Source organism: Claveliimonas bilis, from assembly GCF_020892095.1.
Classification (GTDB): Bacteria; Bacillota; Clostridia; order Lachnospirales; family Lachnospiraceae; genus Claveliimonas; species Claveliimonas bilis.
Map to the genome: position 1 here is coordinate 1,986,284 of NZ_AP024845.1, position 22,982 is coordinate 2,009,265.

General features: G+C 42.8%; 20 protein-coding genes and 1 riboswitch. Of the genes, 14 read left to right on the top strand and 6 right to left on the bottom strand.

The window, feature by feature from the left end:
• Positions 1 to 42 precede the first annotated feature (42 nt).
• Positions 43 to 1,383 (top strand): sodium-dependent transporter, encoded by a 1,341-nt coding sequence (locus EUBC25_RS09725; protein ID WP_230105290.1) that lies wholly within the window; start codon positions 43 to 45, stop codon positions 1,381 to 1,383.
• Positions 1,384 to 1,408: 25 nt separating this feature from the next.
• Positions 1,409 to 3,454: an LTA synthase family protein gene (locus EUBC25_RS09730; protein ID WP_230105291.1), complete on the top strand. Its 2,046-nt coding sequence runs from the start codon at positions 1,409 to 1,411 to the stop codon at positions 3,452 to 3,454.
• Here the strand turns inward: EUBC25_RS09730 and pflA are convergent.
• The 4 genes from pflA to EUBC25_RS09750 form a co-directional block, all read right to left on the bottom strand.
• A complete protein-coding gene (pflA, locus tag EUBC25_RS09735; RefSeq protein ID WP_230105292.1) occupies positions 3,451 to 4,245 on the bottom strand; it encodes a pyruvate formate-lyase-activating protein in 795 nt (264 codons plus the stop codon). The two genes, EUBC25_RS09730 and pflA, sit on opposite strands and share 4 nt — an antisense overlap.
• Positions 4,211 to 6,463, bottom strand: coding sequence for a formate C-acetyltransferase (pflB, locus tag EUBC25_RS09740; RefSeq protein ID WP_230105293.1), 2,253 nt, complete (start codon positions 6,461 to 6,463; stop codon positions 4,211 to 4,213). Before pflB ends, pflA begins: the two co-directional genes overlap by 35 nt.
• Before the next feature lie 113 nt (positions 6,464 to 6,576).
• Positions 6,577 to 6,655, bottom strand: a riboswitch (ZMP/ZTP riboswitch).
• Positions 6,656 to 6,692: 37 nt separating this feature from the next.
• A complete protein-coding gene (locus tag EUBC25_RS09745; RefSeq protein WP_230105294.1) occupies positions 6,693 to 7,322 on the bottom strand; it encodes an SGNH/GDSL hydrolase family protein in 630 nt (209 codons plus the stop codon).
• A gap of 266 nt (positions 7,323 to 7,588) precedes the next feature.
• Positions 7,589 to 7,819, bottom strand: a complete 231-nt coding sequence (locus tag EUBC25_RS09750; RefSeq protein WP_230105295.1) for a helix-turn-helix domain-containing protein — start codon at positions 7,817 to 7,819, stop codon at positions 7,589 to 7,591.
• Between the two features lie 75 nt (positions 7,820 to 7,894).
• Between EUBC25_RS09750 and EUBC25_RS09755 the strand changes: the two genes are divergently transcribed.
• From EUBC25_RS09755 to EUBC25_RS09790, 8 genes are all read left to right on the top strand, one after another.
• Positions 7,895 to 8,548: an ANTAR domain-containing response regulator gene (locus EUBC25_RS09755; protein WP_230105296.1), complete on the top strand. Its 654-nt coding sequence runs from the start codon at positions 7,895 to 7,897 to the stop codon at positions 8,546 to 8,548.
• Between the two features lie 23 nt (positions 8,549 to 8,571).
• The gene (locus EUBC25_RS09760) at positions 8,572 to 10,380 is read left to right on the top strand and encodes a histidine kinase dimerization/phosphoacceptor domain -containing protein (protein ID WP_230105297.1); all 1,809 of its coding nucleotides are present in this window, start codon (positions 8,572 to 8,574) and stop codon (positions 10,378 to 10,380) included.
• Positions 10,381 to 10,672: 292 nt separating this feature from the next.
• Positions 10,673 to 11,896, top strand: a complete 1,224-nt coding sequence (locus EUBC25_RS09765) for an anhydro-N-acetylmuramic acid kinase (protein ID WP_230105298.1) — start codon at positions 10,673 to 10,675, stop codon at positions 11,894 to 11,896.
• Positions 11,897 to 11,919: 23 nt separating this feature from the next.
• Positions 11,920 to 13,401, top strand: a complete 1,482-nt coding sequence (locus EUBC25_RS09770; protein ID WP_230105299.1) for a sugar ABC transporter ATP-binding protein — start codon at positions 11,920 to 11,922, stop codon at positions 13,399 to 13,401.
• An 18-nt stretch (positions 13,402 to 13,419) separates the two neighbouring features.
• The gene (locus EUBC25_RS09775; RefSeq protein WP_230105300.1) at positions 13,420 to 14,379 is read left to right on the top strand and encodes an ABC transporter permease; all 960 of its coding nucleotides are present in this window, start codon (positions 13,420 to 13,422) and stop codon (positions 14,377 to 14,379) included.
• Between the two features lie 37 nt (positions 14,380 to 14,416).
• On the top strand, positions 14,417 to 15,439 hold the full coding sequence (locus EUBC25_RS09780) for a sugar ABC transporter substrate-binding protein (RefSeq protein WP_230105301.1): 1,023 nt from the start codon (positions 14,417 to 14,419) through the stop codon (positions 15,437 to 15,439).
• On the top strand, positions 15,429 to 16,172 hold the full coding sequence (gene alsE, locus EUBC25_RS09785) for a D-allulose 6-phosphate 3-epimerase (protein ID WP_311135876.1): 744 nt from the start codon (positions 15,429 to 15,431) through the stop codon (positions 16,170 to 16,172). The genes EUBC25_RS09780 and alsE overlap by 11 nt, the downstream gene beginning before the upstream one ends.
• 342 nt (positions 16,173 to 16,514) lie before the next feature.
• The gene (locus EUBC25_RS09790; RefSeq protein WP_230105302.1) at positions 16,515 to 17,423 is read left to right on the top strand and encodes an Rpn family recombination-promoting nuclease/putative transposase; all 909 of its coding nucleotides are present in this window, start codon (positions 16,515 to 16,517) and stop codon (positions 17,421 to 17,423) included.
• 134 nt (positions 17,424 to 17,557) lie between these two features.
• Here the strand turns inward: EUBC25_RS09790 and EUBC25_RS09795 are convergent, their stop codons facing one another.
• Together EUBC25_RS09795 and EUBC25_RS09800 are read right to left on the bottom strand one after the other, a co-directional pair.
• Positions 17,558 to 19,033: a nucleotide sugar dehydrogenase gene (locus EUBC25_RS09795; RefSeq protein WP_230105303.1), complete on the bottom strand. Its 1,476-nt coding sequence runs from the start codon at positions 19,031 to 19,033 to the stop codon at positions 17,558 to 17,560.
• A gap of 292 nt (positions 19,034 to 19,325) precedes the next feature.
• Complete coding sequence (locus EUBC25_RS09800) at positions 19,326 to 19,655, bottom strand: hypothetical protein (protein WP_230105304.1); 330 nt, start codon at positions 19,653 to 19,655, stop codon at positions 19,326 to 19,328.
• A 161-nt stretch (positions 19,656 to 19,816) separates the two neighbouring features.
• On the opposite strand from EUBC25_RS09800, the gene moaC reads away from it, so the two are divergent.
• The 4 genes from moaC to EUBC25_RS09820 are packed head-to-tail and all read left to right on the top strand — an operon-like array spanning position 19,817 to position 22,945.
• Positions 19,817 to 20,368 (top strand): cyclic pyranopterin monophosphate synthase MoaC, encoded by a 552-nt coding sequence (gene moaC, locus EUBC25_RS09805; protein WP_230105305.1) that lies wholly within the window; start codon positions 19,817 to 19,819, stop codon positions 20,366 to 20,368.
• Positions 20,362 to 20,907 (top strand): MogA/MoaB family molybdenum cofactor biosynthesis protein, encoded by a 546-nt coding sequence (locus tag EUBC25_RS09810; protein ID WP_230105306.1) that lies wholly within the window; start codon positions 20,362 to 20,364, stop codon positions 20,905 to 20,907. Before moaC ends, EUBC25_RS09810 begins: the two co-directional genes overlap by 7 nt.
• Complete coding sequence (locus tag EUBC25_RS09815) at positions 20,904 to 21,935, top strand: molybdopterin-binding protein (RefSeq protein ID WP_230105307.1); 1,032 nt, start codon at positions 20,904 to 20,906, stop codon at positions 21,933 to 21,935. The genes EUBC25_RS09810 and EUBC25_RS09815 overlap by 4 nt, the downstream gene beginning before the upstream one ends.
• Positions 21,936 to 21,976: 41 nt before the next feature.
• Positions 21,977 to 22,945 carry an XdhC/CoxI family protein gene (locus tag EUBC25_RS09820; protein ID WP_230105308.1) on the top strand — a complete coding sequence of 323 codons (969 nt, stop codon included), beginning with the start codon at positions 21,977 to 21,979 and terminating at the stop codon, positions 22,943 to 22,945.
• Positions 22,946 to 22,982 lie beyond the last annotated feature (37 nt).

Genomic DNA, 22,982 nt, shown 5'->3' on the forward strand with positions numbered 1-22,982 from the left:
GTGTATACAATTTAACGAAGAAGTAAAGGAATGGGCAAATAAATGAAAGAGAAGGAAAAAGATGCGAGGGGTGAATTTCGGACTCGTCTGGGATTTATCATAGCTTGTGTTGGTTCGGCAGTGGGAATGGGAAATATATGGATGTTTCCTTATCGGACTGGTGAATTTGGCGGATCAGCATTTTTGATCGCGTATTTTATTTTTGTTATCCTGCTTGGATTTTCGGGAGTCATCGGTGAGATGGCTTTCGGAAGAAGTGTAAAATGCGGTCCGATCGGAGCTTTTACAAAAGCAATGGAGATGAGGTTTGGGCCGAAGGGACGCATTCCGGGAAAGATTATTGGAATGATTCCGGTTCTCGGATCTCTGGGAATTGCAATTGGCTATTCTGTTGTGGTGGGATGGTTTTTGAAATATCTTTGGGGAACGATTTCCGGAGAATTGATGCAGGCAGAAGATATGGGAGCTTATTTTGGGGAACTTGCAGTTGATTTTGGAAGTATAGGCTGGCACTTCCTGGGGCTTTTGCTCACTTTTGCAATTATGCTCATGGGAGTCAGCAAGGGGATTGAGAAAATGAATAAAGTGATGATGCCGATATTCTTTATTTTTTTCATTTTGCTCTTGATCCGTGTAGTTATGCTTCCGGGTGCTGAGGAAGGCTATCGTTATATGTTTGTACCAAGGTGGGAAGAACTTGGCAACATTCAGACATGGGTTTATGCGCTGGGTCAGGCGTTCTTTTCTCTGTCTCTTGCCGGATCAGGAACGATTGTTTATGGAAGCTATTTGAAAAAGGATATAGATGTGGTAAGCTGTGCCGGCAATGTTGCTCTTTTTGACACATGTGCAGCCCTTCTTGCAGGAATGGTTGTTATTCCGGCGGTATTTGCCTTTGGACTGGATGTAGGGAGCGGACCTCCGCTGATGTTCATTACTCTTCCGGCAGTATTTCAGCAGATTCCCTTTGGGGCTTTGTTCGCAGTAATTTTCTTTATTGCGGTAATTTTTGCAGCGGTAACCTCGCTTATGAATCTTTTTGAGACGCCTATTGAGGCGCTGCAAAGCGAACTGAAACTGTCACGTAGAACGTCTGTATGCATTGTTGCCCTGATCGCAGCAGCAGTGGGTGTGTTTATTGAAAGCGGAGATGCAGTAGGAGGGTGGATGGATGCGGTATCGATTTATATTATTCCGTTGGGAGCTCTTATTGCAGCGGTGATGTTTTTCTGGATCTGTCCCAAGGGCTATGCAAGAGAACAGATTCAGATGGGAAGAGAAAAAAAGGTTGGAAAATGGCTGGAGCCGGTTACGAAGTATGTATTTGTCGGCATTACATTTGCGGTCTATGTTTTGGGAATTTTTTTTGGCGGAATCGGTTAATTCCATTAGGAAAAGTGTGTGAGAAATGAAAGATAAAGTACGAGAAGCAAGAAAAGCTACGCTGTCAGTCGCAGGGCTGACAGCTTTCATTGAAGTAATATTTCATTTGTATATGGGATTGGATATGAAATATTTTCCCATATTTTTTCTGTCTGCCGCTTCTTTTGGAATGGTGTGTACCGCTATTTTGTACTGTCTTCCGGAAAAAGCATCAAAAATTGCCGGTATGATTGTTGTCATCTGTCTGTCAGTTATCTTTGCGGCGGAATGCCTCTGTAAGGAGATCCTTCAGCAATATTACCAAATCATAAGCGGCATGGAAACAGCGGCGGGGAATCATCTGCTGGATTACAATGCGGCGGTGCGGGATGCCCTGATTGTTCATATCCCCGGTCTTTTTCTGATGGTTGTTGTTCCAATCGGCTGCTATACTGTTTTGCATTTCTGCCTAAAAAGTCAGGAAGATAAAAAGAAACCGGAATTTCTCATGGCCGGGATCTGTATGGCGGCGGCGATAATTCTCCATCTTGCTATGCTTGGCATTATTTTTTTCTATCCGTGGAAAGGTGACTTTACGCCTGAAAAACTCTATCAGACGGATACACATACAGAAGATCAGGTGGAGCAGCTGGGAATGATTACCATGCTCCGTCTGGATATCAAGCACAGTATATGGGGGACTTCCGGTGAGGATACGCCTGATATCCAGAAAGAAGCCCAGGAGACAGTGAAGAATCAGGAAACTCCGGCAGAGGAAGATTATCCCTATAATGAGATGGACATTGATTTTGCTGCTTTGCAGGCAGCGGCTGCCACAGAGGACTCAGCATGGCTAAGCGAGTATTTTGGCAGTCTGACCCCTACAAGGCAGAATGAATATACGGGAATGTTTGAAGGGTATAATGTCATTTTCATAACAGCGGAAGGATTCAGCGGCTACATGATTGATCCGGAGCTGACTCCTACGCTCTATAAACTTTCCGCAGAGGGATTTGTGTTTGAGAATTTTTATTCTACACTGCATTTTACCAGTACTTCCGGCGGTGAATTTCAGAATCTGACAGGACTTTATCCGAAAGCAGCCTTTCCGGTCAGTATGAGCGAGACTGGAGAACAGGGGACAAGCCTTCCCTTTACATTAGCCAACCGGCTGAATCAAAAAGGCTATACCTCGATCGGATATCATTTTAATGAAAATATGTATGGCAGGGATTTGTCTCATCCAAATCTGGGATATGAGTGGAGACAGGCGGATGCCTGTGGGCGGCCCGTTACCAAGGAAACTGACGAAAGCGGCCATGAATACTGGCCGCAGTCTGACGATTATATGATACAGCAGTCTTTTGCCGACTATGTGGATAAAGAGCCATTCAACATTTATTATCTTACTTTAAGCGGGCATCTTCCTTATGGATTCGACAGCAATGAGATGTCAAAAAGGAATCAGGAGGCAGTGGCGAATCTGCCTTATTCTGAAAAGACGAAGGCTTATATTGCAGCGGGACTGGAGCTGGAAAAAGGAATGACGAGCCTGATAGAAAAACTGGAGGAAGCAGGAATTGCCGACCGGACATTGATTGTAATGGCGCCGGATCATATTCCCTATTCGGATCTGGATATCCTGGAAGAGCTGGCAGGCAGGTCTTTTGGTACGGATACTCTGGAAATGCTGGATGAACAGAACGTGGATTTCGACGTCTACAAAAATACATGGATTTTATGGTCAGCCAGTATAAAAGAGCCGATTAAAGTTGAGAAGCCCTGCTCACAGGTAGATATTCTTCCTACTCTTTTAAATTTGCTGGGTGAAACATATGATTCGCGCATGCTGGCCGGAACAGATGTTATGTCCGAAAATGACCCGGTTGTCATCTTTTTCTCTAATTCCTGGCTCACTGAAAAAGGCGCCTATGACCGATACACAGGCACCTTTACCCCTTCCGGCAGTGTCGCTATGAGCGCGGAAGAGCAGAAGATTTATGTAGAAAATATGAAATATCTAGTGGAATGCAGGCTCCGCCTTGGAGAGCTGATCATTGAAAATGATTATTATAGGACGGCAGTACCCTAAAAAGCGTGCAGAATTTCTTTTGCCTTCTTTACCTCTTCTAAGGAGGGCGGATCTACATTTTCCAGAGAATAGGAAAGACCAAGTTCTTTCCATTTATAAATGCCAAGCGTGTGGTAGGGTAAAACCTCCACACGTTTTACATTTTGAAGGGATTGGATAAATGCAGCCATATCTTGAAGATCCTGTTCATCATCTGTCACTCTCGGGACAAGAACATGGCGGATCCAGACAGGTACATGGAGCTTATCAAGGAGACGGGCCATGTCAAGGATGTTGTCGTTATCCCGTCCGGTGAGAGACTGGTGCCCCTCCCTGTCCATCATCTTCAGATCCAGGAGCACAAGATCCGTATACTTCATCAGCTCCAGAAACTGACTGTAGAAAGGTTCCTCATGTGTAAAAGGTGCTCCGGAGGTGTCCAGACAGGTGTGTATATTTGCCGCTTTTGCTCTTTGAAACAGCTCCAGGAGAAAATCCATCTGCAGAAGCGGTTCCCCTCCGCTGACAGTGATTCCGCCTTCTGTACCCCAATAAGGACGAAAGCGGAGTGCTTTTCGGATCAGTTCTTCCGGAGCCTGAAAAGAAGCAGAAAGCGCCTTTTGCGGATCTGTCTGCCAGGTGTCCGGGTTGTGGCAGAAACGGCAGCGCATGGGGCAGCCCTGGAGAAAAATGAGATAGCGGACGCCGGGGCCATCCACAGAAGCAAAGCTTTCTGTGGAATGGACCAGTCCCTGTATGCTGCGTCCGCCTGTAGAGTTACATTTTTCCATGGCAGGTTCTGGAAATAACATCCAGCTGCTGCTCCTTTGTAAGATCAATAAACTTTACCGCATACCCGGATACGCGGATCGTAAAGTTGGCATATTCTTCTTTTTCCGGATGTTCCATAGCGTCGATCAGCTTTTCCACGCCGAATACATTGACATTCAGGTGGTGGCCTCCCAGAGTGAAATATCCGTCCAGAATGTGGGTCAGATTTTCTATACGTTCTTCACCTTCATGGCCCAGTGCGTCAGGATGGATGGTCTGGGTGTTGGAAATACCGTCCAGAGCCCATTCATAAGGAAGTTTAGCAACCGAATTAAGAGAGGCAAGAAGTCCATTTTGCTCTGCACCGTAGCTTGGATTTGCTCCCGGAGAGAGCGGTTCTCCTGCCTTTCGCCCGTCCGGAAGAGAGCCGGTTGCTTTGCCGTAAACTACATTGGAAGTGATCGTAAGAATGGAAGTAGTCGGCTCGGCGTCTCGATAGGTATGGTGCTGTTTCAGCTTTTTCATAAATGTATGAAGGAGCCATACCGCAATATCATCTGCCCGGTCATCATCGTTTCCATAGCGGGGGAAGTCACCAATGGTTTCGTAATCTACTACAACTCCATTTTCATCACGAATGGTCTTTACCTTTGCGTATTTGATAGCGCTCAAAGAATCCACCACATGAGAGAATCCGGCAATTCCGGTGGCAAAAGTACGCCGTACATCTGTATCGATAAGAGCCATTAAGGCTGCTTCGTAGTAATATTTGTCGTGCATGTACTGGATCAGGTTGAGGGCATTGACATAGAGTCCGGCAAGCCAGCTCATCATACTGTCAAATTTGTGCATCACTTCATCATAGTCCAGATATTCGGAAGTAACGGGACGGCTTTCCGGCCCTACCTGTTCCTTTGTCTTTTCATCTACTCCGCCGTTAATAGCGTAAAGAAGACATTTTGCAAGGTTTGCCCTTGCTCCGAAAAACTGCATTTCCTTTCCGGTCTGGGTTGCGGAGACACAGCAGCAGATGGAATAATCATCCCCCCATATGGGGCGCATAACGTCGTCATTTTCATACTGGATGGAACTGGTCTCAATGGAAATATAGGATGCATAGTCTTTAAACTGTTTCGGAAGCCGGGAGGAATAAAGCACAGTCAGATTCGGCTCAGGGGACGGCCCCATATTTTCCAAAGTGTGAAGGAACCGGTAGTCGGTCCGTGTTACCATGGAACGCCCGTCCTGTCCCATGCCTGCCACTTCCAGAGTCGCCCACACCGGATCTCCGGAGAAGAGCTGATAGTAGGAGGGGATCCGGGCAAATTTAACCATGCGGAATTTCATGGTTAAATGATCGATCAGTTCCTGCGCTTCTTCTTCTGTAAGGATTCCTGCATCCAGATCACGCTGGATATAGATATCCAGGAAGGTAGAAATACGTCCCACACTCATGGCAGCGCCGTTCTGGGTCTTGATGGCAGCCAGATAACCAAAATACAGCCACTGTACTGCTTCCTTTGCATTTCTTGCAGGATGAGAAATGTCAAAACCATACAGGGCAGCCATTTCCTTCATCTGCTTCAGGGCGCGGATCTGCTGGGCCAGTTCTTCCCTCTGGCGGATAATATCGTCACGCATGGAACCATAGCCGCAGTGGTCATAGTCCTCCTCCTTCATGGCAATCAGAAAATCAATGCCATAGAGAGCGACACGGCGGTAATCCCCTACGATACGTCCACGGCCGTAAGTGTCCGGAAGTCCGGTGATGATCTTGTTATGGCGGGCTTTCTTGATTTCCGGCGTGTAGGTATCAAATACCCCCTGATTGTGGGTAGTATGATATTCAGTAAAAAATTTGTGAAGTACCGGGCTGGGCGTATAGCCATTGCAGGTGCAGGCTTCCTCTGCCATGCGGATCCCGCCGAAAGGCATGAAAGCGCGCTTCAGAGGTTTATCTGTCTGCAGTCCGACAACCTGCTCACGGTCCTTTAAAGACTCATTGATATAGCCTGGACCATGGGAAGTAAGAGTAGAAACCACATCGGTATCCATATCCAGGACGCCGTTTTTTGCACGCTCTTCTTTCTGGAGTTTCTTAAGTTCTTCCCAGAGAAGCCGGGTAGATTCTGTGGGTCCGGCAAGAAAAGAAGCGTCTCCGTCGTAAGGTTTATAGTTGTTCTGGATAAAGTCACGCACATTGACTTCTTCTTTCCAGAGCCGTCCTTCAAATCCATTCCACTGTTCCATTTGTATCATTGGATATTCCTCCTTTTTTCAGGGCGAAGAAATGACTTCGCAAGATTTCTTGTTTCCGTATCTCCGGCCCGGAAGAGCGCTAAATGTACAAACAAAAACGACCATCCGGGCACATGTGATGCCCAGACGGTCGGCGCTTTCTTCCTATACTTCCTGTGGTCAATTCCACTTCCGTCAGTCGTATAAGTATTTTTACTATAACATTTCTGAAGAGAATGTCAAGAAAATTTTATAATTCTTTCTTTAAAAAATCAGCGAGAACTTTCGCCAGACGTCCATGACTTTCCGCGTCGTAATGCATATAATCTGTCTTGTTCATGGTGACATATGGAGCAGCGTCTAAAAATTTACAGTCAAATTCCTGTGCCACAAGTTCGTATTCATAAGCAAGATGCTGCGAACGCTCGCTGCAGATTCCGGTATCTCTTCCGGTTGGCGAGGATTCGCATTCCGGACAAATAGGAGCCGGCGCGATCAGAAGAATACGAGGCTCCTTTCGCCAGAAACCGGGCTGCATTGCCTTTTTGACAAGAAGCTTCAGTCCTTCAGCAATATTTTTTGGAGTCAGGGCAAATCGCTGCTTACAGTCATTGGTTCCTAACATAATAATAAGATAATCAATAGGAGACTGAGAAGACAGACAGGGATGCAGATATGTCAGACCATTTGTTCCTTCTATGATCGGGTCATCAAACACAGTGGTACGGGAACACATTCCTTCTTCTATGATCGTCCATTCTTCGCCTAGAAGTGTCTGTAGCTGTCCTGTCCAGCGTATATCTTCCGGAAAACGGGTTGCTGTTTCACCGTTATATCCCCATGTATTGGAATCTCCATAACAAAGTATTCTTTTTTTCATGATTCAGTCCTCCTGATATTTATTAAAGCTCTAATTTAGTATGGTTTATCTTGATAAGATCAGAGCGGTAATACCGTAAAGAATAGCTATGATTGCCTCACAGATTCAAGTCATATTATAATCGCTTCTTCTCTATCTGTCTATTAGTGTAAACATGAATACATTATGGAAGAAATCCGATGACAAAAGATAGCGCTGATACCTGCCGCAAGCAGAAATAATCCCATATTTCCTAAATATACAGAAGTGAACCTGTCTTCCTTGAATTATGATTTATTGTCATTCTCATACTCAGTGGAATCTACTTTTTCAAAAAGATCATCGATAGAACAGTTTAAAATTGTGCTTAATTTTTCAATATTTTCAAAACGAATAGAAGAAGTTTTATTCATGATCATCCTGTTGAAATTTTGATAACTTAAATCCATTTGTTTAAAGAGCCAGTACTTTGTGTGATTTTGCTCTCTCAATATTTCGAGGACCCGTAAACGTATCATTAGTAATCTCCTTTTCCATTTATTGCCATTATAGTAGAAACCTAATACTTGCATGAATGATGTGCAGGTTATATAATGTATACATTAGATTGGTTTAAGGGGAGACAGAAAGTTGGAAATAAGGAGTTGATCGATTTGAAGACGGCGGGAGAAAGGGAAAAGTTAAAGGTATTTATTGCAGAGGATGAAGTGATTATCCTAGAGAGTTTCAAGCTCATGGTAAAGCGGATGGGCTATTTGGTAGCTGGATATGCCACAGGGGGAAAAGAGGCATTAAAACAGATTCGGGAAATTTCACCGGATCTTATTTTGATGGATATTAATCTACCAGGAATAGATGGGTTAACTGTTTTGGAGAAGGTGAATCAAGACCAAATTATTCCGGCGATCATTGTTTCAGGAGAATTTTCGGATAAACTTATAGACCGAGCAAATGAAATAGGAGTCTTTGGATACCTGATCAAACCAATAGATGAAAAACAATTGGAAATCGCTATTAAAGTTGCGTTGAACAGATATGCGGAATTTCATCATATCATGGTACAGAATGGAAATCTGACTAGTGCACTAAAAGAAAGAAAATTGGTTGAAAGAGCAAAGGGAATCCTTATGGATCAATTTGGACTGAAGGAGTCAGACGCTATGAAAAGCTTACAGAAGAAGAGCAGGGATTCCAATAAAAAGATTTCGGTTGTTGCTGAGGAAATTATAGAAAAAGGAGTATATTAGGCGGAAGATAAGAGGGATCTGTTATGTTTTTCATGAATCACATTGAAGGAAGAGCAGGAAATACACAGGTACATGATGTAAGCCTATCTGTAGAAGATTCCCAGGTACAGGCTGTGCTTTGCCCTAATATTGATACGATTGATGAGTTGGTCCATATTCTTCATGAGAAGAATGCGGTGAGCCAGGGAAGTATGACTCTGGATGATATGGATTATTATTGTGCAAGACAGGAAGATAAGGTTGCGTTTGTTACAAGAAAAAATAATCTCTATCCTAATCTAACAGTTGCAGAAAATATAGTCATGACTAATGAAAAAATCCCTTTTTTTATACAGAAAAAGAAATATTATCAAAAATGTAGCCAATTGTTGCATAGCATTGATTATCCCCTCGACCTGTGGAAGAAAGTAAAGAAACTGATGCCGGAGGAACAGATGATAGTCTCAATTTTAAGAGCCGTGGGGATGAAGCCAAGGCTGCTTATTATTGACGAAATTCATGGAAAGTTGTCATACAACGGTATGGCTTGTTTTTTTCGGATTCTCAATATGTTAAAAAAACAGGGAACAATGATATTATATTTTACAAGCCAGTGGGAGGATACGGTGAAAGTTGGAGATAAAGTCACTGTAATTGCTCATGGAAAAACTACAGGGGAATATTCTGTAAAGGAAATAGAAAAAAATCCAGCTCAAATATACTATATTATGCTGGGTGGGGAAAAACTGGAAGAGTCAGAGAAACAGACAGAAATTCTTGAGGATTTAAGTCAAGGACTGGCAGAAATAAGAATTGGATACAATTACGGAAACACGATGAAAGAACTGGCAAAACGTATCAAAAAACAGTTGAAAGGGAACTGGTGTGAGATTTCTCTGATTGATGAAAGGAACCGTAATTTTGTTCGATTTTCCAATCAGGAGTCATTGGAAATGCCGAAACTGAAAATAGAAAGTTACCGCACCATTAGCGAAAAAAGCGGGGTATTTTATTTTAGCATAAATGACAGAACAAAATTTTATCAATTGTTTGAAGAAAATGATGCAAAAAGAGCAGAAGCAGTTTTGGGAATTATGCTGGAATTAAATGGCGAAGTGATCGGCATGATATGCGTGTATTACCAGAATTATTATATTTATTCCGAAAAGGATAAAATTTATCTGGAATTGATAGCCAGAGAAGTTATAATGATTGTAGAAAATTCTAAGCTGAAGCGAAGTTCTGTGCTTTTGCAGGAAAGTCATCACAGAATAAAAAATAATCTCCAGATTATTATTAGTCTTTTACAGATGGAAAAAATGATGGTCGGAAACACGAACCAAGGAGAAAGAAACGAGAGTGTGACGGAGATGATGGATGATGTGATAGGACGGATTAAAAGTATTGCTACTATTCATGACATTCTGGCGCATGATGTGTCCGCTACAAAAGTTACATCCATGGAAGAAATTATAGAAGCAATCAAAGGGTTTTATCACCATGCTGCTGAAATTGCTTTTGACACACAGAAAATTTTTGTCCCTTATAACAGAGCTACATCCTTTGCTCTGGTATTGAATGAATTAATCAATAACAGTGTAAAACATGCAGGAAATGGGAGATTGAAAATCAGTATATCTATACAAAAAGACAAGGATAGTCATAAAATTGTTATCATCTATCGTGATTCCGGCAAAGGTTTTCCGAAAGGGTTTGACGCTGAGAATCAAAGCGGGATTGGTTTGATGATTATAAAATCTATTGTATGTCAGGAGTTTGGAGGTGAAATTCAATTTTCTAATGAAAATGGGGCATATATTATAATTATAATCAATGAAGAAAACTTTTTTTAGCAAAAATGTCAAAAATATATTGACAAAATGTAAATAAGATATTAAAGTTATATCAAAGTTAAGAAAGAAAAAGCAAATTTATGGGTGATTTGCTAAAATGAATGTAGAGGTCATGAACGCCAACACAATTATTTGTGTTGGCGTTTTTTTGTCTTATGGAGAGAAGATTCGGAACTTTCCTATATTGCAAATCTCTAAAGTCAAAAAAGCTGTATTACATTTGGTATCCCCATAAGAAAGCCGGCTGATGTATCTGCTTTGATCTTGACAAAATAAAAAAGGAGTGAAAAATATGGCATTAGTAATTGGATTAAACAGTGGAAGTTCCTGTGATGGAGTAGACTGCGTTTTGGCAGAAATTTCTATGGCAGATGATGGACAGCCTAATCCGCCAAAATACGTGGGAGGCATTTCTGTAGACTGGCCAGAAAGACTAAATAAAATGATATGGGATGCTTTTGATTTAAAGCTTGGTTTGGATCAGCTTGCAAAATTGAATTATGCAATCGGTGCATTTTTTGGTGTGGCAGTAAAACAGCTTTTAAAAGAAACAGGACACACAGCAGATGAGATTGAATGTATTGGAGTTGATGGCCAGCAGGTATATCTCCACCAAACAAATAGGAAAAAGGCAGATGAAGTAACTGACGAAATGTTTGAAAAGAATTATGTGGATCTGTTCTTGGATGATATTTACGCCTATGGATTCTGTTTTGGTGATGGAAATGTGGTAGCAGCGTATACTGACATTACAACGGTTTCACAGTTTAGACCTGCGGATCATGCATTGGGGGGACAGGGAGCGCCTCTGATGCAATATGTAGATTATGTGCTGTTTCGTAATGAAAAACCAACACTTACACTGAATATTGGAGGTATTTCCAATGTTCATAAAGTTTACAAGGACAGAAGAAAAATGCTTGGATACGACTGTGGCCCTGGAAACATTATGATGGACTATATTGCAAAACAGTATTTTGGAGTAAAGTATGACAAGAATGGAGAAATAGCAGCTAGAGGAAAATGTGATGAGACACTGCTAAAAGAATTGATGACAGCAGATTTCCTTACACGCCCTTATCCAAGATCAGCATGGAGAGATGATTTTGACTGCGCTTATTCTGAAAAGATGAGAAAAAAATATGCTCACCTTTCTGATGAAGATATTATGGCAACCTATAATATGTTTTCAGCAGAGGCGATTGTGGCAAGTATTCGGGAATTTGTAGATTTGACAGATACAGAAGTTATGTATGCGAGCGGTGGCGGTGCTTATAATGAGACATTATTAAAAAATATTCAGGAAAAACTGCCGGAGATTAAGGTAGAGACATCCTTTGCCATTGGGATTCCGCCGCAGTTCAAAGAAGCTATGAAGTTTGCAACTCTTGGATATGCTGCTGTACATAATTGTGCAAACAATGTACCTGGTGCATGCAAAGCTAGAAGATACAATATTCTGGGACATATCTGCATGGCTCCGAAATATGCACAGGGAACCAGTGATGAGGAATAAAAGGAAGAGGTGGATACGCTGGTATGCTGGAGTTTAAAAATATAACAAAAACCTTTTTTTCTAACAAGGCGCTGGATAACGTAAGCTTTCAAGCATATCCAGGAGAAATACTGGCTCTATTGGGACAAAACGGGGCTGGGAAAAGTACGTTAATGAAGATTCTGTCTGGTGTTTATAAAAAGGACGAAGGTGAGATTTTGATTGACGGAAAGAAAGTAAGCCTTGGAAGTGCTGAGGAAAGCAAGAAAAATGGCATAGGCATTGTCTATCAAGAACTCAGTGTAGTTCCCCACCTGACAGTTGCGGAGAATATAGCGCTTGGAAATGAACCTGTAAAAAATAGCATGATTGATAAGAAACGGCAGAATGAAATTGCAGCGGAAATGTTAAAAAGGTTGGGAGTAGAGGATATCGCTCCCAACCGAAAGGTCATGAGTATGAGCGTGTCACAGCAGCAAATCTGTGAAATTGCAAAATGTATTTCGCGGCATCCTAAAATTGTCATCTTGGATGAACCGACTACTTCCTTGACGGTAAAAGAAAAAGAAAAGCTGTTTGAGATCATGAAAAAAATGAGAGAGGATGGACTGACGATTCTTTTTATTACTCACTATCTGGAAGATGCCATTAACCTGGCAGACAGGTGTGTTGTTATGAGGGATGGAAAAGTTGCCTTTTATGACAGAATGGACGGACTTACAGAAAATCAGCTGGTAGGTTATATGATAGGAGAGAAAATGTCGGAGTTTTATCCCGTCTATGAAAATTATGTGACAGATAAAGTAGCCTTAGAAGTAAAAGGACTAAGCGGAGGGATTGTAAAGTCGGTAGATCTGACCCTGCATTACGGAGAGGTTCTAGGATTGTCCGGATTGATAGGAGCTGGAAGAACAGAATTGGCACATTTGATTATTGGAGAGACAAAGCCGGAAGGCGGAAAGATTTTTATTGAAGAAAAGGAAGTGAGAATCCGAAATGAAAATGATGCCATAAAACTGGGAATTGGATATATTAACGAAGATCGAAGAAATGGCGGCTTAAATCTGACTATGTCTATTGCGTTTAATATTTCCATTCCAAGTCTTGTAGTAGGAACAGAAGAAACAGTAAAAAAGCCTTTTGTCAATGATAAAGGAATTGCAGATTTGGCGGATCGGATTATAGGACGGCTGGCAGTAAAGTGTAATTCCCCAAAACAGAAGATTATGAACTTAAGCGGGGGGAATCAGCAAAAGATATCAATTGGAAAATGGATTGCTTCCGGAGCAAGGATATTAATTTTTGACGAACCGACAAAAGGGATCGATGTTCTGGCAAAAGCGAAGGTTTATGAAGTGATTCGCGAACTGGCAAAGCAGGGATATGCGATCTTAGTTATTTCTTCCTATAACCCGGAACTTCAAGGAGTATGCGACAAGATTACAGTGATGTCAAAAGGAAGGATAACGGGAAGCTATGGAAGAACTGCAACAGAAGAAGAGCTTATGCTTGCACAGCAGAGTTAATAAGAGGAGGTGGAGATTATGGAACTGAAAAGGAAGGAAGCGCTTCGGGACAGATTAAATTCTCTTACAGTGTTATTTGTACTCTTATTAATGCTGGTCGTATTTTCTGTCATTGCTCCGGGATTCTTTTCTACGAGAAATTTATACTATTTGTTGCAGCAGGCATCCGTTGTAGGGTTGTTGGCTGTAGGAGAGACTTTTGTTATTGTCAGCAAGGGAATTGATCTGTCTGTAGGAACAACAGTGGGATTATCCTGTATCATGTCAGCCTTGTTTATCACAGAATTTCATATGCCTTTGGCAATAGCAATCTGTCTGGCAATTCTGTTGGGAGCGTTGGTTGGAGTCATTAATGGGATTTTGGTGGCTGTTTTGGGAATCCCGGCCTTTATCGCTACATTGGGAACAATGTACGTATTTGAGGCAGTAGCGCTGTTAAGCTGCGGTGGGAATAATATTTACAGTTTGCCGGAAGCTATCAAAAATTTCAGTAATCTGAATGTTTTTGAAATCCTGCCCAGCATTACTGTTATTACTATTGTGTTGGCAGTAGTGGCTCACATTCTGTTAAGTAAAACCAGATTTGGAAGATATACGTATGCTATAGGAAGTAATGAGGAGGCGGCTAGGTTCTCGGGAGTTAGAGTAAAGACGAAGCTTTTTATCATTTATCTGATGAGCGGCGTTTTAAGTGGTATTGCTGGAATATTGATGCTTTGCAGACTGAACTGTGGTGTTGCGCTGGCCGGGGATGGTTATGAAATGAATGCCATTGCAGCAGTTGTAATTGGCGGAGGCAGCCTGTTTGGGGGCGAGGGAAGTATACCAGGAGCCTTGGTAGGAGCATTGATTATGACAGTACTGTCTAATGGACTTCAGCTCATGGGTGTATCAACATACTGGCAGAAGCTTCTGATTGGTATTGTTTTGGTGTGCGCAGTATTTATTGATAATATGAGACGCAAAAAAGAAGCATAAAAGAATGATAAGTAAAATAGATAGAAGGGAGAATATTATGAAGAAAAAAATTTTATCAGCGACGTTGACTATGACAATGGTATTAGCACTTACAGCATGCGGAAGTTCTGCTTCATCAGAAGATAACTCCGGTGGTGGGGAAGGTGGGAAAGATGGAGCGACCATTCAGGTTATTCCGATGTCTACGGCATCCGCTTACTGGTTGGCAGTGAAACAGGGAGCAGAGGACGCAGCAGCAGATTTAAAAGAGGAGTATGGAGAGATTACGATCAAATATGATGGTCCTCCGGAAAATGGAGATGCTACCGGACAGATTGACATTATGAACAATGCAGTAACAGCGCAGGCAGATGGGATTGTATTAGCAGCAACTGATCCGGAAGCATTGCTGCAGCCTGTAAAAGATGCCATAGATGCAGGGGTGCATGTGGTAACAGTAGACAGTGGTGTGGAACCCAATGAAGCAGAGTCCTTTTTCTATACAGATAATATTACAGGGTGTAAGGAACTGGGAGAATATATGTTGGATACATATGGAGATGAATTGGAATCTTATGCAATTATTGGGGATAGCTACGAATTTGCAGCAGGAAAAGACCGTCCGGAAGGTTTTAATCAGGCAATGGCAGAAAAAGACGGAATGGAATATTTGGGAATCCAGTTGGCAAAATCGGATATTGCAGAGGCAGAAAATATTTGCTCTAATTATCTGACTGCTAATTCGGATTTGGATATGATTTTTGCCACTAATGATGCAGCAGCTCAAGGAGCGCTAAATGCATTTAGTAAGGCAGGAATTACAGATGAAGTGAAACTGTGTGTAGTAGACGTTAGTGAAGACGTGCTTTCTGCAATGGAACAGGGAATCATTGACGCTGCAGCACTTCAGAATCCATATACTATGGGATATGAAGGCGTGACTTCTATCATGAAGCTCTTAGACGGAGAAGAAGTAGAAAAACAGGTAGATACAGGCGTGTTTATTCTGACACCAGATAATATGAAATCCGAAGAAGCGACTGCGGCAATTCAGCAGTATTTACCGGATTATGAGCCATAAAGACACAAGAGAATGTAAAAAGGAAAAATCTGTTGCGGAAGGGAGCGATGCGATGAAGGTAGAATTTGCCCCGTCACTTATGTGTATGGATTTTCTTGAAATCAGGCGGCAGATGGAAGTGCTGAACCGCAGAGCCGATTTACTTCATGTGGATATTATGGATGGGCATTATTGCAAGAATCTGGCATTTTCCCCGGATCTTTTGGCGGCGATAAAAGGAATTGCACAAAAGCCTATTGATGTTCATTTAATGATGACGGAACCTCTGGATTGGATTAAAAAGGTAGCTGAAGCAGGTGCGGATTATATATCCCCTCATGCGGAGACTATCAATACTAATGCTTATCGAGTTTTGAATCTTATAGAGGAAACAGGGTGCAAAAAGGGGGTAGTTTTAAATCCGGCTACTACTTTGGAGAGTGTTCGGCATTATCTGAATCGAATCGATCTTCTCACAATTATGACAGTTGATGTGGGATTTGCTGGACAACCTTTTATAGATGAGATGTTAGAGAAGATTAAACAGGCAAAACAGTGGAAAACTGAGTATGGATTTCGCTATAAGATTCAAGTTGACGGTTCATGCAATTCCAAAAGCTTTCAAAAGCTGTATAAAGCAGGTGCGGAAGTGTTTATTGTGGGATATTCAGGGGTTTTTGATCTGGACGAGGATCTGGAGAAGGGCTGGAACAAAATGTTGGAAATCTTTGAAAATGAAATAGGAGAAGCATAAAAAGGGGCAGAAAATATTTCTGCTCCTTTTTTGTAGAAATATTGAATGAAAGCTATACAATAATTATGTCAAACTCATAGACAAATCCGGTTACATATGTTAACATGTATTCAAAGCATTATATCTTTAATTATCTTTTGTGTCTTTCGCAGGAACGGCATGTGTTGTTTCCTGTATCTTATTTTCTAAATGCACATCAGGAGAGATATCTCAATGCTTTTGTACTTGTTTATACAGCAAAGAGGTCTCTTTCCTGAATCGTAAAGAAAATAAGATATAGACAGGGAATGAACGGACAGCAGAGAAAACACCTCTTTGCAAAATTAGAAAAAGGAGGCGCCTATGGGAAAGGCGGCAAAAGGAACTGCAAAATTTAAGACGCTAAAAGAAGAGCAGGAGATTGACCTCCGGTATGAGAAATACAAAAATATTATTGCAGAGCTTACGATCATGAGTGATATTTTCATGCGGAATGTGTTAAAAAAGCAGGCGTGTACAGAACATCTCCTGCAGGTGATTATGGGTAGAGATGATCTGCAGATAAAAGAGCAAATTTTGCAGAAAGACTACAAGAATCTGCAGGGAAGATCAGCTGTTTTGGACTGCGTTGCCTGTGATAGGGAGAAAAAGAGATATAATGTAGAAATACAGCAGGAGAGCGAAGGGGCGTCTGCCAAACGGGCGCGATACCATAGCGCATTGATGGATATGAATATATTAGAGAGCGGACAGGGGTTCAATGAACTGCCGGGAAGCTATATTATTTTCATTACAAGGGAAGATGTGCTGGGGTATGGCTTACCTATTTATCACATTGATAGAAGGATTAAAGAAGTAAAGGAAGACTTCCCAGATGAAACTCACATTATCTATGTTAATGTTAAAATGAAAAATGAGAAAACAAAGCTTGGACGTTTGATGCATGATTTGCAATGTAAAAATGCAGATGAGATGTATAGTGAAATATTAGCAGAGCGTGTTCGGGAGTTAAAGGAAACGCCGGAAGGAGTAGAGAATATGTGCCGTGAAATGGATGAAATTTATCATGAAGGAATTGAAGTTGGGGAAAAGCGTGGAGAAAGAAGAGGAGAAAAGCGCGGAAAGAAGCAGGGCGAGATGAAAGCGAAAAAAGAAACTGCTGTGACATTGTTGGAAATGGGGATGTCTGTTGACAAAATCGCTCTGGCTGTAAAAGAAAGTACGGATTTGGTGCAGAAGTGGATTGCCGAAGGGATGGCAGCAGTGAAATAGGCAGACAGGATGCACACGCTGCAATAAGATGTTTACCGCCTTGCGGTATTATGACGGTATATAAAATATTCAAGCCCCTTCAAAATGGAAGGGGCCTGAACACCTTTTGATTCTTGGAAAAGATCGAACTTTTTCTAATCTCTCTTAAACAAATCTCTTGTATAGACTTTTTCTGCCACATCATCAAGGCAGCTGTCGTATCTGTTGGCAATAATGCAGTCAGACTTTTTCTTAAATTCTTTCAGATTATTTACCACTTTGCTTCCGAAGAAAGTGCTGCCATTTTCAAGAGTCGGCTCGTAGATGATGACGGAAGCTCCTTTTGCCTTAATTCGTTTCATGACACCCTGGATAGAACTCTGTCGGAAATTGTCGGAATTGCTCTTCATAGTCAGTCTGTAAACTCCAATGGTTGCCATTTTTTCGTGGGATGGATTAAATTCTCCGTCTTCATAAGAGTAACATCCGGCCATATGGAGCACGCGGTCAGCGATGAAATCCTTTCTGGTACGGTTGCTTTCTACAATGGCCTCAATGAGATTTTCCGGAACATCTGCAAAATTAGCCAGAAGCTGCTTGGTATCTTTGGGGAGGCAGTAGCCGCCGTATCCAAAAGATGGATTGTTGTAATGTGTGCCGATACGCGGGTCCAGGCAGACGCCGCTGATGATCTCCTGGGTGTTAAGCCCTTTGGATTCTGCATAGGTGTCCAGTTCGTTGAAATAGGAAACACGAAGCGCCAGGTAGGTATTTGCAAACAGCTTTACAGCCTCTGCTTCTGTAAATCCCATGAATAAAGTGTCGATATTTTGTTTGATAGCCCCTTGCTGAAGGAGTGCGGCGAACTGCTGTGCAGCGTGGCGGGTGTTTTCATCACAGCTGACGATAATCCTGCTTGGATAGAGATTGTCATACAGTGCCTTGGACTCCCGGAGAAATTCCGGGCTGAAAATAATGCGGTCTGTATGATATTTTTCACGCACGGATGCAGTATAGCCAACCGGAATAGTGGATTTGATGATCATCGTACAATGATCGTTCACACTCATAACCAGCTCAATGACCGATTCTACGGCAGAAGTATCAAAGAAATTTTTCTTGCTGTCGTAGTTTGTAGGCGCGGCGATAATGACATAATCAGCATCTTTGTATGCCTCGGTCCCGTTGGTAGTTGCAGTAAGATTTAATTTCTTTTCCGCCAGGTATTTTTCAATATATTCATCCTGGATAGGGCTGATCTTATGGTTGATTTTTTCAACTTTTTCCGGAACAATATCCACAGCTGTAACATGATGGTGCTGGGAAAGAAGAACAGCCAGGGAAAGACCTACATATCCGGTTCCGGCAACAGCGATCCGATAAGTGCGTTCTACCGGAAGGGAAGAGGAGGACGGCTCGGAAGAAACAAACAGATCTGTTACTTCAAAGTCCAGTACTTCTCCCAGTTTTTCTATTTGTTCGATAGAAGGAATATAGTCCTGCTGTTCCAGGCGGCTTAACATTCCCCGGTTGATTCCGGTGAGATCAGCAAGCTGCTGCTGTGTGATTTTCTTTTCTTTTCTCTTACCAGTAACAGTAGAAGCCAGAAGGCTTTGAGATAATTTTTTCATAAGTGATAACTCCTTTGTTATTTTAAATGACAATTCTAGTATTTGAATATCTGCGATGATGAGAATATGATTTTGTAACAACTGCAAAAATGTTATCACAGGTGAAAATAAAGGTCAATATAATATGATAAAATAGTGAAAATGTCGTTTTTAACGACGAAAAAGAATGAAAATGTGATATTTAAAATGACAAAAATGGACAAGATGGGAAGATAAAAAGAGACAGTATATTCCTGCCTCTTTTTGGGTGAGATTATTTTACATTTTGCCAGTCGGTTCCCGAGCGCTGAGACTACTGTGCGTCGGTTTCTACCAGATGTATCTGTTTCTCCAGGTTTTTCTGTCCGTTCTCTGAAAGACCTGCCAGAAGTTTCTCCATGTTCTCGCGGATCAGTGCCGGATTGTAGGGAATGTCCAGAGCGAAATCACTGTAAGCCCGGATTTTCTGAAAATAGAAGGATGCTTCCTTTTCTTCGCCTCCCGCACGGCACATTTGATACATCGTTACACAATCAGTTTCGTCTACATTTGTACATTCTTTGCAGATCCATTTTCCCAGATAATAATATGCCCCGTCAGCTTCGTAAATAAATCCTGGCAGAGTCAGTAACTTTTCCAGCATTTTTGTTTACCTCCTTTGTCCATCTGATGAAAGTATACCATGGAACGGAGGAGAAAGACATGGAAACTTGTTATTTTTGTTTGTTCCCTATATAATAAGAACAAAACGAAGATTGAGCGGGCAGCTTTCGTATGCCCTGAAAAGAAAAGGGAGAAAAAGCAATGGAACTGACACATTTTGAGGAGAACGGCCGTGCAGTGATGGTGGATGTCAGCGGCAAGGAGGAAACGGAAAGAGAAGCAGAAGCGGTAGGAAAAATCCTTGTGAGCAGAGAGGTATTTGACGCAGTCAAGAGAGGAACTGTGGGGAAGGGAGATGTTCTCGGGGTTGCCCAGACAGCGGGGATCATGGCGGCAAAACGGACGTTTGAGCTGATTCCCATGTGTCATATCCTTCCCATCACCGGATGTAAGATTACGTTTGAAATGCAGCCGGAAGAATGTGCGATTTACTGTTATTGTAAAGTGAAAATACACGGCAAGACAGGGGTGGAAATGGAAGCGCTTACCGGTGTGAGTACTGCGCTGCTGACGATATACGATATGTGCAAAGCACTGGATAAGTCCATGGAGATATCAGGTATTTATCTGCTTCATAAGACCGGAGGAAAAAGCGGAGATTTTCGAAATGAAAAGAAAGAAATCCGTATAGGCGGCGAAGGAAGAACGCAAAGGCAGGAGCCGGGAGATGGAAAGGAACTGCAAATATGGTAATGGAAAAGGGAAAAGAAACAAGCGTCAGATCGGAGAATGGGAAGCGGGCAGCAGTCATTACGTTAAGCGATAAAGGGTATGCAGGGGAGCGGGAAGATAAAAGCGGCCCTCTTGTGAAGACAATGCTGGAAGCGGCCGGATATAAAGTAGGAGATGTGATCCTTTTGCCGGATGAGCAAAATCAGATAGAAAGGGAACTGATCTGGCTTTGTGATGAAGAAAAGGTAGAGCTGATCCTGACTACCGGCGGAACCGGATTTTCTCCAAGAGACTGTACGCCGGAGGCAACTCTTGCGGTGGCGGACAGAAATGCGCCGGGCATTGCGGAGGCTATGAGGTGGATGTCTTTTCAGATCACGCCAAAGGCCATGCTCGGACGAGGTGTGTCTGTCATCCGGGGGAAGACATTGATTGTCAATCTTCCGGGCAGCCCCAAGGCTGTCCGGGAAAATTTGGAAGGCGTGCTGCCTTATCTTGAGCATGGACTGGATATTTTGTCAGGAAGAGCCGGAGAATGCGGAAATGGAGGAGAAAAATGAAACTGATTCGTACAGAGGATGCGGTGGGGAGTGTGCTGTGCCATGACATCACCCAGATCATTCCGGGAAAAGTAAAAGATGCAGTGTTCCGGAAAGGGCATATTGTGACGGAAGAGGATATACCTGTGCTCCTGTCTGTGGGAAAAGAAAACCTGTATGTATGGGAGAAGCAGGAGGGAATGCTCCATGAAAATGAGGCGGCGGAAATTTTAAGAGAAGTCTGTCAGGGGGAATGGATGGAACGTTCTGAAGTCAAAGAAGGGAAAATTGAGTTGACAGCCCTTGCAGATGGTGTACTGAAAGTGGACACCAGGAAACTGGATCAGATGAATGGGCTTGGACAGATCGTCATTGCTTCCAGACATGGAAATTTTCCTGTGAAAAAAGGAGATAAGATTGCAGGCATGCGGGTTGTTCCCCTGGTGATCGAGGAGGAAAAAATGGAAAGGATCCGCCAGATCGGCGGAGAGGCTCCTGTTTTTCAGATTCTTCCTTTCCGGAAATGGAAAGCAGGAATTGTAACGACTGGAAATGAGGTTTACCGCGGACGGATTGAAGATAAATTTACACCTGTTGTCAGACAGAAATTGGAGGAATACGGTGTGGAAGTAATGGGAAATACTGTCTGCAGTGACGATGCCGATATGACTGCCAGGGCGGCGCAGGAGTGGATGGAAAAAGGGGCGGATCTGATCGTGTGTACAGGAGGGATGAGCGTGGATCCGGATGACCGGACCCCGCTGGCTATTAAAAAGACAGCAGATGAAGTCATAACTTATGGTGCCCCTGTTCTTCCGGGAGCCATGTTTATGCTGGCTTACTGCCGCAGAGAAGGACAGGAGGATATTCCTATTATGGGACTCCCCGGATGTGTGATGTATGCAAAACGGACGATTTTTGATCTTGTCCTTCCAAGGATTGTGGCAGGTGAAAAATTATCAGAAGATGATTTTACAAAGATGGGAGAGGGCGGTCTTTGCCTTTCCTGTCCGGTATGCACCTTCCCAAACTGCGGGTTCGGGAAATAAATTTTATTCTGTTTGATCATGTTTGAAACAAAGGAGCCGGAATGGATTTTTACAAAGAATTGCAGCTGAATTTGGAAAACGGAATGCAGGGAATGGAAACAGCGCTGATTCTGACCGGAAAAATGGCAGGCGAGAAGATGCTGGTGAGAGATGGAGAAACTTTATCTTTCCCGAAGGAAGTGCGTGTTTTCCGGGAACGGGTCAGCTGTTCGCCTAAAATGATCATTTGCGGAGGCGGTCACGTTTCCATGCCTGTTATTGCCATTGGGAAAATGGTGGGGTTCCAGGTTACGGTTCTGGAGGACCGGCCTAAATTTGCAGACTGTGCCAGAAAGGAAGGGGCGGACCGGGTAATCTGCGCCCCTTATGAGAAAGCGCTGGCAGAGGAAAAGCTGGATGAAGATACTTATGTGGTGATCGTGACAAGGGGGCATCGTTATGACTCGGCATGCCTGTATTCTGTTCTTGACCGGAAAGAAGAGTGCGCCTATGTAGGCATGATGGGCAGCAGAAGGAGAACGGCCATTGTCAAGGAACAGATGATTCAGCTGGGAATTTCGCAGGAAAAAGTTGGCAAGGTATGTACGCCCATCGGCCTTGCCATTGGCGCAGAAACTCCCGAAGAGATCGCAGTATCTATTTTGGGAGAGATCATAGAAGTAAAAAATAAAAAGCAGGCAAAAGGAGGCTATCCGGAAGAACTTTTAGATGGCATCCTGGAAACGAGGGAAAACGGAGAGGAAGCTGTGCTGGCGACTATTGTTTCCAGAAAGGGATCAGCTCCAAGGAGCGTGGGTACGAAAATGCTCATTTTAAAGGATGGCAGGCAGATAGGAACTATTGGCGGAGGATGTGCGGAGAGCGAGATCCTGCAGAAAGGCAGACAGATGCTCTCGGATGAAAAGGACGGAGCCTTTCGTCTTGTTCAGGTAGATATGACAGCAGATCAGGCAGAGGAAGAGGGGATGGTCTGCGGAGGAACCATAGAAGTCGCATTGGAAAAAATATAAAATCTTGAATTAAAAAGACAGATGGGATACTATAATA

Coding starts and splice junctions, on each gene's coding strand:
- EUBC25_RS09775 (WP_230105300.1), top strand. CDS start 13,420: ATGGAACTGAAAAGGAAGGAAGCGCTTCGGGACAGATTAAATTCTCTT.
- EUBC25_RS09800 (WP_230105304.1), bottom strand. CDS start 19,655: ATGCTGGAAAAGTTACTGACTCTGCCAGGATTTATTTACGAAGCTGAC.
- pflB (WP_230105293.1), bottom strand. CDS start 6,463: ATGATACAAATGGAACAGTGGAATGGATTTGAAGGACGGCTCTGGAAA.
- moaC (WP_230105305.1), top strand. CDS start 19,817: ATGGAACTGACACATTTTGAGGAGAACGGCCGTGCAGTGATGGTGGAT.
- EUBC25_RS09755 (WP_230105296.1), top strand. CDS start 7,895: ATGTATACATTAGATTGGTTTAAGGGGAGACAGAAAGTTGGAAATAAG.
- EUBC25_RS09820 (WP_230105308.1), top strand. CDS start 21,977: ATGGATTTTTACAAAGAATTGCAGCTGAATTTGGAAAACGGAATGCAG.
- EUBC25_RS09750 (WP_230105295.1), bottom strand. CDS start 7,819: ATGATACGTTTACGGGTCCTCGAAATATTGAGAGAGCAAAATCACACA.
- EUBC25_RS09765 (WP_230105298.1), top strand. CDS start 10,673: ATGGCATTAGTAATTGGATTAAACAGTGGAAGTTCCTGTGATGGAGTA.
- EUBC25_RS09760 (WP_230105297.1), top strand. CDS start 8,572: ATGTTTTTCATGAATCACATTGAAGGAAGAGCAGGAAATACACAGGTA.
- EUBC25_RS09770 (WP_230105299.1), top strand. CDS start 11,920: ATGCTGGAGTTTAAAAATATAACAAAAACCTTTTTTTCTAACAAGGCG.
- EUBC25_RS09815 (WP_230105307.1), top strand. CDS start 20,904: ATGAAACTGATTCGTACAGAGGATGCGGTGGGGAGTGTGCTGTGCCAT.
- pflA (WP_230105292.1), bottom strand. CDS start 4,245: ATGTTATTTCCAGAACCTGCCATGGAAAAATGTAACTCTACAGGCGGA.
- EUBC25_RS09725 (WP_230105290.1), top strand. CDS start 43: ATGAAAGAGAAGGAAAAAGATGCGAGGGGTGAATTTCGGACTCGTCTG.
- EUBC25_RS09790 (WP_230105302.1), top strand. CDS start 16,515: ATGGGAAAGGCGGCAAAAGGAACTGCAAAATTTAAGACGCTAAAAGAA.
- EUBC25_RS09795 (WP_230105303.1), bottom strand. CDS start 19,033: ATGAAAAAATTATCTCAAAGCCTTCTGGCTTCTACTGTTACTGGTAAG.
- alsE (WP_311135876.1), top strand. CDS start 15,429: ATGAGCCATAAAGACACAAGAGAATGTAAAAAGGAAAAATCTGTTGCG.
- EUBC25_RS09730 (WP_230105291.1), top strand. CDS start 1,409: ATGAAAGATAAAGTACGAGAAGCAAGAAAAGCTACGCTGTCAGTCGCA.
- EUBC25_RS09810 (WP_230105306.1), top strand. CDS start 20,362: ATGGTAATGGAAAAGGGAAAAGAAACAAGCGTCAGATCGGAGAATGGG.
- EUBC25_RS09745 (WP_230105294.1), bottom strand. CDS start 7,322: ATGAAAAAAAGAATACTTTGTTATGGAGATTCCAATACATGGGGATAT.
- EUBC25_RS09780 (WP_230105301.1), top strand. CDS start 14,417: ATGAAGAAAAAAATTTTATCAGCGACGTTGACTATGACAATGGTATTA.